The sequence below is a fragment of the Pseudomonas sp. TWR1-1-4 genome, assembly GCF_049897165.1.
Lineage (GTDB): Bacteria > Pseudomonadota > Gammaproteobacteria > Pseudomonadales > Pseudomonadaceae > Aquipseudomonas > Aquipseudomonas canadensis.
This window is the reverse complement of sequence record NZ_JAFCVS010000007.1, coordinates 326,374-341,179: the sequence shown is the minus strand read 5'-3', so window position 1 is coordinate 341,179 and position 14,806 is coordinate 326,374. Positions and strand designations below refer to the sequence as shown.

Below are 14,806 nucleotides of genomic sequence, written 5' to 3'. Positions count from 1 at the left end.
CCCGCGTGGTTTATTTTGCCTCTGGTGTTTTTGGGTGTCGGCGCGGTGGCGCGGGCGTTGGGGGCCGGGGGGCCCCCTGGCCGGCCACCCCGGCTCCTGCAGTGTGTAGTGTTTACAAGTGAGACTCTGCGTATTCAGCCAGAATCGAACGTGGAACCCCTTGCAGCGCAATGTGCACGCCGTTCGGGAAGTCTTTGAAGCGTTCCGTCAGGTAAGTCAGCCCGGAGCTGGTCGCGGACAGGTAAGGGGTGTCGATCTGTGCCAGGTTGCCCAGGCACACCACTTTGGAGCCGGCGCCGGCACGGGTGATGATGGTTTTCATCTGGTGCGGGGTGAGGTTCTGGCATTCATCGATCAAAATCAGGCTTTGCTGGAAGCTGCGACCTCGGATGTAGTTGAGGGATTTGAACTGCAACGGCACTTTGCTGAGGATGTAGTCGACGCTGCCATGAGTGTTTTCGTCATCCATGTGCAAGGCTTCAAGGTTGTCGGTGATCGCCCCCAGCCACGGCTCCATTTTTTCCGCTTCGGTGCCGGGCAGGAAGCCGATTTCCTGGTCCAGGCCCTGCACGCTGCGGGTGGCGATGATGCGGCGATAGCGCTTGGTCACCATGGTCTGCTCGATGGCGGCAGCCAGGGCGAGAATGGTTTTACCGGAACCGGCAGCACCGGTCAGGTTGACCAGGTGGATGTCCGGGTCGAGCAGCGCGTACAGCGCCAGGCTCTGGTAGATATCACGCGGTTTCAGGCCCCAGGCTTCCTGGTGCAACAGGGGTTCCTGATGCAGGTCGAGGATCAGCAGCTTGTCGACCTGGATTTCTTTGATCCAGCCCACGAAGCCTTGTTCGTCGACGATAAATTCATTGATATGCACGGCCGGCAGGTTGTCGATCAGCTGTACCTGGTGCCAGGTGCGGCCATGGTCCTGACGGGTTTCGACCTTGCTGACGCGGTCCCAGAACGAGCCGGTCATCATGTGATAACCACGGGACAGCATCGACACGTCGTCGACCAGTTGGTCGGTACTGTAGTCCTCGGCCGCGATCCCACACGCTCGGGCCTTGAGGCGCATATTGATGTCTTTGGTCACCAGCACTACGCGCAGGTCCTTGTCGCGGGCGTGCAGGTCGATCAATTGGTTGATGATTTTGTTGTCGTTCAGATTCTCCGGCAGCAGGCTGTTGGGCTCGCTGCGCTTGCTCATCAGAATCGACAGCAAGCCCTTGGGCCCGCCTTTGCCGCGCTGGATCGGTACGCCGACTTCGACGTCCTCCGGCGACGCTTCGCCCAATGTCTTGTCGATCAGGCGGATCGCCTGGCGGCATTCGGCGGCAACGCTGTGGTGCCCGCTTTTGAGTTTGTCGAGCTCCTCAAGCACGATCATCGGGATGGCGACGTGGTGTTCTTCGAAGTTGAGCAGTGCGTTTGGATCGTGAATCAGTACGTTGGTATCAAGCACATAAAGGATTGGCTGGTCGGAAGAAGGGTTACGTCCATGATCATCCATACTCGGTCACCTTTTGTGGGAGCCAGTCGACGCAATACCTGGGCGGTGCTGCGCCTCGATTCGACCACCGACTGCACCTGAGTGACGTCAAGCGCAGTGCCCACCTGAGGAGTCTTGGAAGACGCCACCTGTGCTGCAGGGTTCGGCGATCTGACTTCGTAATACCGCAAAACGTGTGACAGAAAAAAGCACTTTGACGCTTTTTTGAAGTTTATTTTTCAGGATGACGAATAGCACTAGCCGAGCCCCCCGTACCCCGCTAAAGTCGGAAGTCCGCCTGCATCGAAATGTCGCACAAAATCACCCCGAAAACGCCTAATCCCCAACAGGGCCGGGCACTTCAGCGAAACGCCTCCCGGCAGTCCTGCCACCCCAGACCACTCTGCGCCGTCGCCTGCAACAGCATGGGTAAAGCCACCCGCGCCTTGTCCTGGGTGTCGTGAAACACAATCACGCCTTTGCGCCACAGCAGCATCAAGGTCAGCACCCGTTGCGCTGATTCATCGGCCTTGAGCTTGCCGGGTTCGTCCTGGGAGTCGATGTCCCACAACGCTACCTGCAAGCCCTGGGCTTGAAAGAAACCCTGGCTGTCCGCGCGACGTTGGCCATAGGGCGGACGGAACAGCGGCACGTAGTTTTCCGGCATCAGGTTCTGCGCCAACGACGCGCTGCGGGTGATCGAGCTCTGCCACTCCACCCAATGGCTGTGGGAGCGATACTGCCAGCCCTGGGTGCCGACGCACTGGCCCTGGTACAGCGCCTGCACATCGGCAACCGAACTGCGCTCGACACGGGTTTGCAGGCTGCTGCCGAGGGCGAAGAAGGTGGCGTTCATTTTTTGCTTGCGCAGGTAGTCGGTGAGCCAATCGGTATTGCCGCTGACCGGCGCAGGGCCACCGTCGAAGGTGAGCAGGAACAGGCGGTCGTTGAATTCATCACCCTTGCGCTCATGGTCGCCGAAGCGCGCGACTTCGCTGCTGATCTGCGGGAACAGCGCGGCCTTGCGCAGCAGCTCGTCCAAATAACGTTCATGGAACACATGGCTGGGGTTGGCCCAGCCTATATAGAAGGAGTCTTCGCTCACCTCGAACTTGCCAGCCTGCTCGCGCAGATCGTCCATGTTCTCTACCAGATAGCAGAACGAGGCGTCGACCTCGCAACTCTGCTGGGCGAACGTATAGTTCTCCAGCAAGCGCTGCCAGAGCTGGCGACGCAGGTCGTCGATGGCGGACAGGTTGATGATCTTCAGGCCCAGGCGCTGCTTGAGCGCGGCTTCGTCCTGGCTCTCACTGGCCAGCAGGCTGTGGGCGAACATGAGGATTTCGGCGCGTGAGGCCACATCGAACAGCGCCGGGCTGCCGAGCTTTTCGGGCCAGGTACCACGGTCCAGGCTCGCCACATCGACGGGCGCTGCCTGGGCATTCAGGCATAGCAGGCATGCCGATAACAAAAGCGCTATTCGCACACGGGGTCTCCCTCTCCAGAGTCACCGGCCATCATAGCGGATCACGCCTATCGCCATCATAGGTGGAGTCAAAACGCCCCAGCCCCTAGAATCCCTTCCACGATTACAGGAGACGACTTCATGCTGATGGTGATTTCACCCGCCAAAACCCTCGATTTCGAGACTGCGCCTGCGACCCAGCGCTTTACCCAGCCGCAATACCTCGACCACTCCCAGGAGTTGATCGAACAATTGCGCGAACTGAGCCCGGCACAAATCAGCGAATTGATGCACGTATCCGACAAGATCGGCGGTCTCAACGCCGCGCGTTTCGGCAGCTGGACTCCTGCGTTCACACAGGAAAACGCCAAGCAGGCCCTGCTGGCTTTCAAGGGCGACGTGTACACCGGCCTGAATGCCGAGACCTTCAGCGACGTCGACTTCACCTACGCCCAGGACCACCTGCGCATGCTCTCGGGCCTCTACGGCCTGCTGCGCCCGCTGGACCTGATGATGCCTTATCGCCTGGAAATGGGCACCAAACTGCCCAACGCCCGTGGCAAGGACCTGTACGCGTTCTGGGGCACGCGCATCAGCGAGTGGCTGAACGAAGCGTTGGCTGAACAAGGCGATGACGTCCTGCTGAACCTGGCCTCCAACGAATACTTCTCGGCGGTCAAGCGCACGGCGCTGAACGCGCGGATCATCAACACCGAGTTCAAGGACCTGAAGAACGGCCAGTACAAGATCATCAGTTTCTATGCCAAAAAAGCGCGGGGCATGATGAGCCGCTTTGTGATCGAAGAGCGCATCAACGACCCGGCCAAGCTGAAGGAATTCGATGTGCAGGGCTATCGCTTCAATGCGGAGCAGTCGAAGCCGGATAACCTGGTGTTCTTGCGCGATCACGCACCGGAATAAAGCTCCCGAGAACACTGATGAACAAATGTGGGAGGGGGCTTGCCCCCGATGGCGGTGGATCAGCCAGCTTATCTTTAGCTGACACACCGTCTTCGGGGGCAAGCCCCCTCCCACATTTTTAACCGCATTTTAATTCGCTAATCGTCATTATTTTGACGTCAAAAAACATCCTGACGCATCTCTAACAATTCTTTCACTCGACATCCGTCGTTTTTTTTCGTAGTGGCACCACTTTTTTTAAACACTAGTGGCACAAAACTATCTCTCCCTCCCAACTCCCCACAACTACTGGTCCAAATAGCAAGTGCTATCAATATAGTACCAGTGCCATCTTTCCTAATATTTCAAGAAATTTCCGGAAACAGGATGAGCGGCCTGGAACTTCGTCTAAACGCACGGCTCATACCACCGGTAACGAAATTCTCTGTTCCTGTAAGAGATGACTTACATAACGACCCAAGGAAGTAGCGAAGTTGCCCCATCAACTTTGACTCATGGGTCATATCATCAACTGATATGAGTTGAGGGCGGCGATAAGGATGAATTGCTATCCCCTACAGGCCAAGGCAGCGCTTACCCAAATGTGTCAGTGATGACACCCAAGGTGTTGATAAATAAAGGCTTAGAGCCTCTATCTGCACCCTGCGGCACTGGCGTCGGCACCTTCCCCCAGGAAGGCCGGCTGCATTTGAGGGCAAGCCCCAATAACAAGGCCAAGTTTCGCACAACTTGAGTGCAATAGTTAGTCACTCACTAATTAACATGCCTGTACGCGGTAAGTCGGCGTCTATTCGCCTAACTTCCGTGGCATCAGTAACGCTTGCAAACATGAACTCGCCATCTATTTGGCATGATTAATACCGTCTTCAATGACAACGTCTTCAATGACAAAGAGGTAAATGCGATGCGCATCAGCATATTTGGTTTGGGTTACGTTGGCGCAGTATGTGCCGGTTGCCTGTCTGCCCGTGGCCACGAAGTGGTTGGCGTAGACATCTCCAAGGACAAGATTGACCTGATCAATGCGGGCAAATCGCCAATCGTTGAACCAGGTCTGGGCGAGTTGTTGAGCCAGGGTATCCAGACCGGCCGGCTGCGCGGTACCACCAACTTCGCCGAAGCCATCCGTGACACCGACCTGTCGATGATCTGCGTTGGTACGCCGAGCAAGAAAAACGGCGACCTGGAACTCGATTACATCGAGGCTGTGTGCCGCGAAATCGGTTTTGTCCTGCGCGATAAAGCCACCCGCCACACCGTAGTGGTACGCAGCACTGTGCTGCCAGGCACCGTGGCCAACGTGGTGATCCCGATCCTCGAAGATTGCTCCGGCAAAAAAGCCGGCGTCGACTTCGGTGTCGCGGTCAACCCGGAATTCCTGCGTGAATCCACCGCCATCGCCGACTACGACCTGCCACCGATGACCGTCATCGGCGAATTCGACAAAGCCTCCGGCGATGTCCTGCAATCGCTGTACGAAGAACTCGACGCACCGATCATCCGCAAGGACATCGCCGTTGCCGAGATGATCAAGTACACCTGCAACGTGTGGCACGCCACCAAAGTGACTTTCGCCAACGAGATCGGCAACATCGCCAAGGCTGTCGGCGTCGACGGTCGCGAAGTGATGGAAGTGGTCTGCCAGGACAAGACCCTCAACCTGTCCCAGTACTACATGCGCCCAGGCTTCGCCTTTGGCGGTTCGTGCCTGCCCAAAGACGTGCGCGCCCTCACCTACCGCGCAAGTTCGCTGGACGTGGAAGCGCCGCTGCTCAACTCGCTGATGCGCAGCAACGAGTCCCAGGTACAGAACGCCTTTGACATCGTCTCCAGCCACGACAAACGCAAAGTCGCCTTGCTGGGCCTGAGCTTCAAGGCCGGCACCGATGACCTGCGCGAAAGCCCGCTGGTCGAACTGGCCGAGATGCTGATCGGCAAAGGTTTCGACCTGAGCATCTACGACAGCAACGTGGAGTACGCCCGTGTCCACGGCGCGAACAAAGACTACATCGAAGGCAAGATCCCGCACGTGTCGTCCCTGCTCAACTCGGACTTCGACGACGTGATCAACAACTCCGACGTGATCATCCTGGGCAACCGCGATGAGAAGTTCCGCGCCCTGGCGCAGAACGCACCACACGGCAAGCAAGTGATCGACCTGGTGGGCTTCATGTCCAAGGCCACCAGCACGAGCGGTCGTACCGAAGGCATTTGCTGGTAACAGCAACGGCCAGTTCCGGGCTGCAAGCGTAACCATCCCCAGCGCTTGCAGCCGGGAGCCTTCATCACCTTCGGATGACGCTTATGTCCAAGTTAAAACATGTACTGATGCAATCCGCCGGCTGGCTGTTCTTTCTCAGCCTGCTGATGGGACTCGCGCTGCTGCTGCCGGCGAGTACGTTCGACTCGGAGTCGAAGAATTTTATTTTCCTGATTGGCGCCGTCGGTATCTGGCGCTACTCGATGGGTGCTACGCATTTCTTTCGCGGCATGCTGTTCCTGTACGTCGTCTACCCGCACCTGCGCCGCAAAGTGCGCAAGCTGGGCAAGGCGGCCGACCCGTCCCATGTGTTCCTGATGGTCACCAGTTTCCGTATCGACGCGCTGACCACCGCGCAGGTCTACAGCTCGGTGATCCGTGAAGCCATCGAATGCGGCTTCCCGACCACCGTGGTCTGCTCGCTGGTGGAAATGTCCGATGAGCTGCTGGTGAAAAGCCTGTGGGAACGCATGAACCCGCCGGAACACGTGAAGCTCGACTTCGTGCGTATCGCCGGTACCGGCAAACGTGATGGCCTGGCCTTCGGTTTCCGCGCCATCTCCCGCCACCTGCCGGATGACCGAGCGGTAGTTGCGGTGATCGATGGCGACACCGTGCTCGCCGAGGGCGTAGTCCGCAAGACCGTGCCGTGGTTCCAGCTGTTCGGCAATGTCGGCGGCCTGACCACCAACGAGTTCTGCGAAGTGCGCGGCGGCTACATCATGAGCGAGTGGCACAAACTGCGCTTCGCCCAACGCCACATCAACATGTGCTCCATGGCCCTGTCCAAGCGCGTACTGACCATGACCGGTCGTATGTCGGTGTTCCGCGCCAGCGTGGTCACCGACCCCGGCTTTATCGCCGACGTGGAAAGCGACTCGCTGCAACACTGGCGCCTGGGCCGCTTCAAGTTCCTCACCGGCGATGACAAGTCCAGCTGGTTCAGCCTGATGCGCCTGGGCTACGACACCTTCTACGTGCCGGACGCCGCGATCAATACCGTGGAACACCCGCCGGAAAAGAGCTTCATCAAGGCCAGCCGCAAACTGATGTTCCGCTGGTACGGCAACAACCTGCGCCAGAACTCCCGCGCCCTTGGCCTGGGTGTGCGGCGCCTCGGCCTGTTCACCAGCATCGTGCTGTTCGACCAGCGTGTGTCGATGTGGACCTCCCTGCTCGGCCTGACCGTGGCGATCATCGCCACCTTCAAGTACGGCGGCGCGTTCATCCTCGCTTACCTGCTGTGGATCGGCATCACCCGCCTGATTCTCACCCTGTTGCTGTCGTGCTCCGGCCACAAGATCGGCCCGGCCTACCCGGTGATTCTCTATTACAACCAGATCATGGGCGCGCTGGTGAAGATCTACGTGTTCTTCCGCCTTGATCAACAGTCCTGGACCCGCCAGGACACCAAACTGACCCGCGATTTGGCCAGCTTTCAACGTTGGTTCAACACCTGGTCGTCTCGGACCATGACCTTCTCCGCCGGCAGCATTTTCGTCGCCGTGTTGCTGATGATGGTCTGACCCTGCCAAGCCTGAATTAACTAGGAGCTACACCTATGAGTCAGAACACCATGAATAGCCAAGCAAACGTCAACGTTGTCCACGAATCCGAAGCCCAGCGCCAACATGCCCGCGTGAAAATCCCGGCCAAGCTGCGCTTTTTCAACACTGACCGTACGCCGACCGAAGCCCGGGTGATCGACCTGTCCGCCGGCGGCCTGGCCTTCACCTCGACCCAGCCGTTGACCGTCGGCGAAGTGCACAAGGGCCGCCTGCAATTTGTGATCGATAACCTGGGCCTGGCGATGGACGTGGAGCTGCAAATCCGCTCCTTCGACCGCCAGACCGGCCGCACCGGTTGCCAGTTCCAGAACCTTGAACCCCAGGATATTTCCACCCTGCGCCACCTGATCACCTCGCACTTGTCCGGCGATATCGTGACCATGGGCGACGTGCTGGCGACCCTGCAACGCGACAACTTCACCAAGGCGCGTAAGGTCAAGGACGGCGGCAGCAACATGAGCGCCGCCGGCCGTCTACGCGCCGTGGTGTTCAGCGCAGGCATCTTCATCGTCGGCCTGGCTGCCTTCGGTTTCATCTTCAAATCGGTGTACGGCATGTATTTCGTCAGCCATGCCCAGGCCGGCTTGGTCAGCGTACCTGGCATGAACGTGACCATGCCGCGCGACGGCACCGTGCAAAGCCTGCTCAAAGGTGATGCGATCGCCGCCAAAGGCGCGCCGCTCGCCACCTTCAGCACCAGCATGCTCGATGTGCTCAAGGGCCACCTGGACGAAGACCAACTGCAACCGGCCAAGGTCGAAGAGCTGTTCGGCAAGCAAATGACTGGCACCCTGACCTCGCCGTGCGATTGCGTGGTGGCCCAGCAAATGGTCGCCGACGGTCAGTACGCCAACAAAGGCGACGTGATCTTCCAACTGGTGCCACGCGGCAGCCTGGCCAATGTTGAAGCACGCTTCACCTATCGCCAGTTCGCCGACGTTCGCCCAGGTACGCCGGTGAGCTTCCAGGTGGCCGACGAAGAACAGATTCGCACCGGCACCATCGTCAGCAGCACCAGCCTGAACAGCGCCGACCTGTCCTCCGACATCCGCGTGCAGATCAAGCCTGACGCACCGCTGGACAGCACCTACGCCGGCCGCCCGGTGGAAGTGACCAGCGACCGTGGTCCCTCGCTGAACTGGCTGATCGATAAAGCCATGGCTGCGGGTCTTTAATCATGAGCGCCCTTCGAAACCTGCCGGTGCCCCTGGCGCTGGCCATCGCCCTCGCCGGTTGCGCCGGCCTGCCCGACCAACGCCTGGCTAACGAAGCTTTGAAACGTGGCGACACCGTCACCGCGCAGCAGAATTACCAGCAACTGGCAGACCTGGGTTATAGCGAGGCCCAGGTGGGCCTGGCCGATATCCAGGTAGGCACCCGCGATCCGGCGCAAATCAAACAGGCTGAAGCCACCTACCGTGCGGCGGCGGACACTTCGCCCCGCGCCCAGGCCCGTCTCGGTCGCCTGCTGGTGGCCAAGCCTGGCAGCACCGAAGCCGAACACCATGAAGCCGAAGGCCTGCTGAAAAAAGCCTTTGCCAATGGCGAAGGCAACACCCTGATCCCGCTGGCGATGCTGTACCTGCAATACCCGCACAGCTTCCCGAACGTGAATGCCCAGCAGCAGATCAGCAAGTGGCAGGCCGCCGGTTACCCGGAAGCCGGCCTGGCCCAAGTGCTGCTGTATCGCACCCAGGACACCTACGACCAGCATCTGGATGATGTGGAGCGCATCTGTAAAGCCGCGCTGAACACCACCGATATCTGCTACGTCGAGCTGGCCACGGTCTACCAGAAAAAAGCCGAACCTGAGAAACAGGCCGAGCTGCTCAAGCAGATGGAAGCCGGCTACAGCCGTGGCACCGTTACCGCACAACGTGTTGATAGCGTGGCACGCGTGCTGGGCGACGCTTCGCTGGGAAAGACGGACGAAAAAACCGCCCAGGCGCTGCTGGAAAAAATCGCTCCTGGCTACCCGGCTTCGTGGGTCAGCCTGGCGCAATTGCTCTACGACTTCCCGGAACTGGGCGACGTCGACCAGATGATGAAGTATCTGGACAACGGCCGTGCCGCCGACCAACCGCGCGCCGAGCTGTTGCTAGGCAAGCTCTACTACGAAGGCAAATGGGTGCCGGCCGACGCCAAGGCCGCTGAAGCCCACTTCGAAAAAGCCGTGGGCAAGGAAGTCGCCGCCGATTACTACCTCGGCCAGATCTACCGCCGTGGCTACCTGGGCAAGGTCTATCCGCAAAAAGCCCTGGACCACTTGCTGACCGCTGCGCGCAACGGCCAGAACAGCGCCGACTTCGCCATCGCCCAGTTGTTTTCCCAAGGCAAGGGCACCAAGCCCGACCCATTGAATGCCTATGTCTTCAGCCAATTGGCCAAAGCCCAGGACACGCCAGAAGCCAATGACTTGGCCACGCAGCTCGAAGCCCCGCTGACGCCAGAGCAACGCGCTCAAGGCCAACGCCTGGTGCAACAGGAGCTGGCCGCGCGCGGCACCCTGGCCCAGAGCACGCTGCAACTGCACGCCCTGGAAGAAGAAGACGGCGAGGAATCCCTATGAAGCTCAATCCATTCGTCAAGGCCGGCATCGGCCTGACCTTCGCCCTGCTGTGGTCGTGCCCGACCCTGGCCGCGCTGACCGAAGCCAAGAACTTCGGCCTGGAAGTCAAAGCCACCGCGCAGTCCGAAGACGACCGCGACCTCGGCACGCAGAAAGGCGGCGACGTCAACGGTGTCGGCCTCGACCTGCGCCCTTGGATCTACGGTGAAAGCGGTGCGTGGAGCGCCTACGCCATGGGCCAGGCGGTGGTCTCCAGCGACATCATCGAGACCGACCCGCTGCAACAGTCGGCCGATGACGAAAACCAGCAGACCACCAACAACGACCGCAAGACCAAGAAAAACTACTTGGCCATGCGCGAGTTCTGGGTCGGCTACAGCGGCTTCACGCCCTACCCTGGCGAGATCCTCAAGCTGGGTCGCCAACGCCTGCGCAACGACGACGGCCAATGGCGCGACACCAACATCGAAGCGCTGAACTGGACTTTCGACACCACCCTGCTCAAGGCCAATGTCGGCGTTGCCGAACGCTTCAGCGAATACCGCACTGACCTCAAGGAGCTGTCGCCCAAAGACAAGGACCGTCAGCACCTGTACGCCGACGCCGCCTACCAGTGGACGCCCGGCCAGTGGATCGGCCTGCGCGGTCACCACACCCATGACAACGGCAAGCTCGACTACCCGGAGCCCGGCGTACCGACCGACTCGTTGGACAAGCGTGAAAATGGCGACCTGAGCTGGCTCGGCATCGAAGCCAACAGTGACGCCTATAACTGGCGCAACACCAACACGGTCAACTACTGGGCCAGCGTCACCGGCATGCGCGGTGACCGTGATTCGGTCAACGCATTGAACGCCGACGGCACTCGCCCGACCAACGCCAAGCGCAGCGACGATGTCAGCGGCTGGGCCACCGACCTCGGCGTGCGTCTGCGCCTTGATCCCCAGTGGCAAGTCGGTGCGGCCTACTCCCGCGCCAGCGCCGAGTACGAACAGAACGGCCTGCAAAGCAACCGGTCGAACTGGACCGGTACCCAGTCCCGCGTGCATCGCTTCGGTGAAGCCTTCCGTGGCGAGATGAACAACATGCAGTCCATGAGCCTGTTCGGTTCCTGGCAGCTGCGTGAGGACTACGACGCCAGCCTGGTGTACCACAAGTTCTGGCGTGTCGACGGCAACAAGCCAGTCGGCAGCAACGGCATCGACGCGGTGCAGAACAATACCGACGATGTGACCGGCGCGATCCTGTCCAGCACTTCCCTGCCGCTTGAAGACGGCAAGAAAGACCTGGGCCAGGAAATGGACCTGGTCGTCACCAAATACTTCAAGACCGGCCTGCTTCCGGCCGCCCTCAGCCAGTCCATTGACGAACCGTCGGCCCTGGTGCGCTTTCGTGCTGGCGTATTCAAGCCGGGCGACGCCTATGGCAGCAACGTCGACTCGTACATGCACCGCGCGTTCGTCGACGTGATCTGGAAATTCTGATGGGAGCCTGCGCTATGAAACCTCATAAGTTGCTGGTCGCGGCGATGCTGATGGCTAACGCCACCGCCTTCGCCGACACCGCGCAGCCGGTCAAGGCGCCAACCATCGCCAAAGAGCTGCAACAGGCCAAGACCTACACCATCTCCAGCCCGCCTACCGCGCCGCTGGAAATGGCCAAGCCGGCCCTGCCGGATCTGTCGGGCTACACCGATGCGGCAATGGAAAAAAAGATCGTCAGAAGCAAGCCGGGCAAGATCAGCATCCGCCGCATGATGCAGGAAGACGCCCTCAAGGACTTCATCGGCGGTGACAACAAGATGGCCGAGTGGGTAGTGCGCCAGCACGGCATTCCCCAGGCGATCTTTGTCGACGACGGCTACATGAACCTCAAAGACCTGCTGGGCAAGGTGCCCAAGCAGTACCTGAGCGAGACTTCGCCGGGCGTGTTCGTGGCCAAACTGCCGATCGTGGTGGGCCGCAAGGGCATCCTGGAAATCGACAAGAAGACCCAGGAGCTGCGCCTGTCTCAGGAAGCCGGTTCGTTCCTGATCAACGATGGCCAGCTGTTTGTGCGTGACACCAAAGTCACCGGCTGGAGCGAAAAGGCCAACGGCCCGGCACTGTTCAAGTCGCCCAAGGAGTTTCGCCCGTTCCTGCTGGCCTGGGGCGGTACCGAGACGTACATCTCCAACACCAAGATGGCCAGTTTCGGCTACGCCAACAGTAAGTCGTACGGGGTGAGTATTTCCCAGTACACGCCGAACATGGCCAAGGTGCTCAAGCGTGCGGAGCCGACCGGCTGGATCATCGACTCCGAGTTCTCGGACATGTGGTACGGCTTCTACTGCTACGAGACCACAGGCTTCGTGATCAAGGGCAATACCTACAAAGACAACATCGTCTACGGCATTGACCCCCATGACCGTTCCCACGGCCTGATCATCGCGGACAACACCGTCTACGGCACCAAGAAGAAGCACGGCATCATCATTTCCCGGGAAGTGAACGACAGCTTCATCTTCAACAACCGCAGCTACGACAACAAGCTCTCGGGTCTGGTACTCGACCGTAACAGCGTCAACAACATCGTGGCCGACAATGAGTTTTACCGTAACCACACCGATGGCATCACCCTCTATGAGAGCGGTGACAACCTGCTGTGGGGCAACAAGGTGATCGCCAACCGTCGCCACGGCATCCGGGTGCGTAACAGCGTGAATATCAAGCTGTACGAAAACACCTCGATGGCCAACGGCCTCACCGGGCTGTACGGCCACATCAAGGACTTGACCGACACCGACCGTGACATCGCCCTCGACCCGTTCGACGCCAAGGTCTCGCTGATCGTGGTCGGCGGTGAATTGGCGGGTAACGGCAGCGGGCCGCTGTCCATCGACTCGCCATTGAGCGTTGAGCTGTACCGCGTGTCGATGCTGGCGCCGACCAAGTCCAGCGGTATCAGCTTCAACGGCGTGCTGGGCGATCGCCAGGAAGAGATTCTCGACCTGCTGGTGCGCCAGCAGAAAGCCGTGCTGATCGACCCTGTCGAACGCCAGACCGAATTGCAGGACTGAGGATGACCCTTATGCACCCACACATGATCAAACTGCTGAGCCTCTCGGGTCTGACCCTCGGCCTGCTCGCGGCCAGCCAGGGCGTACGCGCCGACGAAATCAAGGCGCCGACCTTTACCGCCGAGCCGTGCTGCAGCCTGTGCCCGGCCGCTCACGATGCGAAGAACTACACCACGCGCTACCAGCAGAACTTCACCACCCTGGTGCAAGCCCAGGGCGACTGGCTGTTCCGTACCCAAGAAGACTTACGCACCGAATTCGACACCACACCGTCCGGCTACAAACGCATGCAACAGCTGCACGATGCGTTCAAGGCCAAGGGCGTGGAACTGGTGGTGGTCTACCAGCCGACTCGCGGCCTGGTGAACCGCAACAAGCTCAATCCTGAAGAAAAAGCCAAGTTCGATTTCGACAAGGCACTGGGCAACTACAAGACCATGCTCGGCCGTTTCGCCAAGATGGGCTACGTGGTGCCGGACCTGTCGCCGTTGACCAATGAGCAACTGCCGGATGAGCTGCCGGCCCACGATTTCTACTTCCGCGGCGACCAGCACTGGACGCCATATGGCGCCCAGCGCACCGCGAAAATCGTCGGCGCCAAAGTGCGTGCAATGCCTGAATTTGCCGGCATCCCACAGCGTGAATTCGAGACTAAACGCTCCGGGCGCATGGGCAAGACCGGCACCCTGCACAACATGGCCGGGCAACTGTGCGGCACCAGCTACGCGATCCAGTACATGGACCAGTTCACCACCGAGCCCAAAGGCGAGGCTGGCGACGGCGACCTGTTCGGCGATTCGGGCAACCCGCAGATCACCCTGGTCGGTACCAGCCACAGCGGCAAGAACTACAACTTCGCCGGGTTCCTGGAACAGGAAATCGGTGCTGACATCCTCAACGTCGCCTTCCCCGGCGGTGGCCTGGAAGGCTCGATGATCCAGTACCTGGGCAGCGACGAATTCCAGAAGACCCCGCCGAAAATCCTCATCTGGGAATTCTCGCCGCTGTATCGCCTGGATCAGGAGACCATCTACCGCCAGATGATGTCGCTGCTGGACAACGGCTGCGAAGGCAAACCCGCGCAGATGACAGCCAGCACCACCTTGAAACCCGGCAAGAACGAATTGATGGTGAACAGTTCGAACAAAGACCTGCGTAATGCCAATCACCAGGTTGATATCCGCTTCGCCGACCCGTCGGTGAAAACCCTGCAAGCCACCCTCTGGTACATGAACGGTCGCCACGAGGACATCAAGATCGAGAAACCCGAAACATCCGATACAGACGGGCGTTTCGCCTTTGAACTGCGCACTGATGAAGACTGGGCCTCGCAGAACTTGCTGGCCGTGGAAGTGCAGGGTCCGGAAGCGGGCGCTGCCGCGCAGAAAGTCGAAGCGAAAATTTGCACACGCAACGTATTCCCTAGCGGCGGTCAGAAGACTGCTTCGCTGCCGTGAAGTAAGTGCGCAATGAGGTTAC

10 protein-coding genes are annotated in these 14,806 nt (G+C 59.7%); 8 read left to right on the top strand and 2 right to left on the bottom strand.

Features of this window, described 5'->3' with window-relative positions:
- Positions 1 to 112 precede the first annotated feature (112 nt).
- Complete coding sequence (locus tag ACP7C6_RS23595) at positions 113 to 1,507, bottom strand: PhoH family protein (protein WP_003188745.1); 1,395 nt, start codon at positions 1,505 to 1,507, stop codon at positions 113 to 115.
- 340 nt (positions 1,508 to 1,847) lie between these two features.
- Positions 1,848 to 2,972, bottom strand: a complete 1,125-nt coding sequence (locus ACP7C6_RS23590; protein ID WP_123478252.1) for a polysaccharide deacetylase family protein — start codon at positions 2,970 to 2,972, stop codon at positions 1,848 to 1,850.
- A 120-nt stretch (positions 2,973 to 3,092) separates the two neighbouring features.
- On the opposite strand from ACP7C6_RS23590, the gene yaaA reads away from it, so the two are divergent.
- The 8 genes from yaaA (at position 3,093) to ACP7C6_RS23550 (ending at position 14,784) form a co-directional block, all read left to right on the top strand.
- Entirely contained in the window at positions 3,093 to 3,872 is a 780-nt protein-coding gene (gene yaaA / locus ACP7C6_RS23585) for a peroxide stress protein YaaA (protein ID WP_311894643.1), read from the top strand.
- Between the two features lie 904 nt (positions 3,873 to 4,776).
- Positions 4,777 to 6,093 (top strand): nucleotide sugar dehydrogenase, encoded by a 1,317-nt coding sequence (locus tag ACP7C6_RS23580; protein ID WP_028618930.1) that lies wholly within the window; start codon positions 4,777 to 4,779, stop codon positions 6,091 to 6,093.
- 83 nt (positions 6,094 to 6,176) lie between these two features.
- A complete protein-coding gene (alg8, locus tag ACP7C6_RS23575) occupies positions 6,177 to 7,658 on the top strand; it encodes a mannuronan synthase (RefSeq protein ID WP_161634133.1) in 1,482 nt (493 codons plus the stop codon).
- Positions 7,659 to 7,708: 50 nt separating this feature from the next.
- Positions 7,709 to 8,875 (top strand): alginate biosynthesis protein Alg44, encoded by a 1,167-nt coding sequence (locus tag ACP7C6_RS23570; protein ID WP_028618928.1) that lies wholly within the window; start codon positions 7,709 to 7,711, stop codon positions 8,873 to 8,875.
- Between the two features lie 2 nt (positions 8,876 to 8,877).
- Positions 8,878 to 10,269 (top strand): alginate biosynthesis TPR repeat lipoprotein AlgK, encoded by a 1,392-nt coding sequence (gene algK / locus ACP7C6_RS23565; protein ID WP_028618927.1) that lies wholly within the window; start codon positions 8,878 to 8,880, stop codon positions 10,267 to 10,269.
- Positions 10,266 to 11,753 (top strand): alginate export family protein, encoded by a 1,488-nt coding sequence (locus tag ACP7C6_RS23560; RefSeq protein WP_068932442.1) that lies wholly within the window; start codon positions 10,266 to 10,268, stop codon positions 11,751 to 11,753. Before algK ends, ACP7C6_RS23560 begins: the two co-directional genes overlap by 4 nt.
- The gene (gene algG, locus ACP7C6_RS23555) at positions 11,753 to 13,327 is read left to right on the top strand and encodes a mannuronan 5-epimerase AlgG (protein ID WP_028618925.1); all 1,575 of its coding nucleotides are present in this window, start codon (positions 11,753 to 11,755) and stop codon (positions 13,325 to 13,327) included. The genes ACP7C6_RS23560 and algG overlap by 1 nt, the downstream gene beginning before the upstream one ends.
- An 11-nt stretch (positions 13,328 to 13,338) precedes the next feature.
- Positions 13,339 to 14,784, top strand: a complete 1,446-nt coding sequence (locus tag ACP7C6_RS23550) for an alginate O-acetyltransferase (protein ID WP_028618924.1) — start codon at positions 13,339 to 13,341, stop codon at positions 14,782 to 14,784.
- The last annotated feature ends 22 nt before the right edge of the window (positions 14,785 to 14,806 follow it).

What these genes read in the sequence shown, in the direction of transcription:
- ACP7C6_RS23560 (WP_068932442.1), top strand. Translation starts at nt 10,266, where the DNA reads ATGAAGCTCAATCCATTCGTCAAGGCCGGCATCGGCCTGACCTTCGCC.
- algG (WP_028618925.1), top strand. Translation starts at nt 11,753, where the DNA reads ATGGGAGCCTGCGCTATGAAACCTCATAAGTTGCTGGTCGCGGCGATG.
- ACP7C6_RS23550 (WP_028618924.1), top strand. Translation starts at nt 13,339, where the DNA reads ATGCACCCACACATGATCAAACTGCTGAGCCTCTCGGGTCTGACCCTC.
- ACP7C6_RS23595 (WP_003188745.1), bottom strand. Translation starts at nt 1,507, where the DNA reads ATGGATGATCATGGACGTAACCCTTCTTCCGACCAGCCAATCCTTTAT.
- algK (WP_028618927.1), top strand. Translation starts at nt 8,878, where the DNA reads ATGAGCGCCCTTCGAAACCTGCCGGTGCCCCTGGCGCTGGCCATCGCC.
- ACP7C6_RS23570 (WP_028618928.1), top strand. Translation starts at nt 7,709, where the DNA reads ATGAATAGCCAAGCAAACGTCAACGTTGTCCACGAATCCGAAGCCCAG.
- alg8 (WP_161634133.1), top strand. Translation starts at nt 6,177, where the DNA reads ATGTCCAAGTTAAAACATGTACTGATGCAATCCGCCGGCTGGCTGTTC.
- ACP7C6_RS23580 (WP_028618930.1), top strand. Translation starts at nt 4,777, where the DNA reads ATGCGCATCAGCATATTTGGTTTGGGTTACGTTGGCGCAGTATGTGCC.
- yaaA (WP_311894643.1), top strand. Translation starts at nt 3,093, where the DNA reads ATGCTGATGGTGATTTCACCCGCCAAAACCCTCGATTTCGAGACTGCG.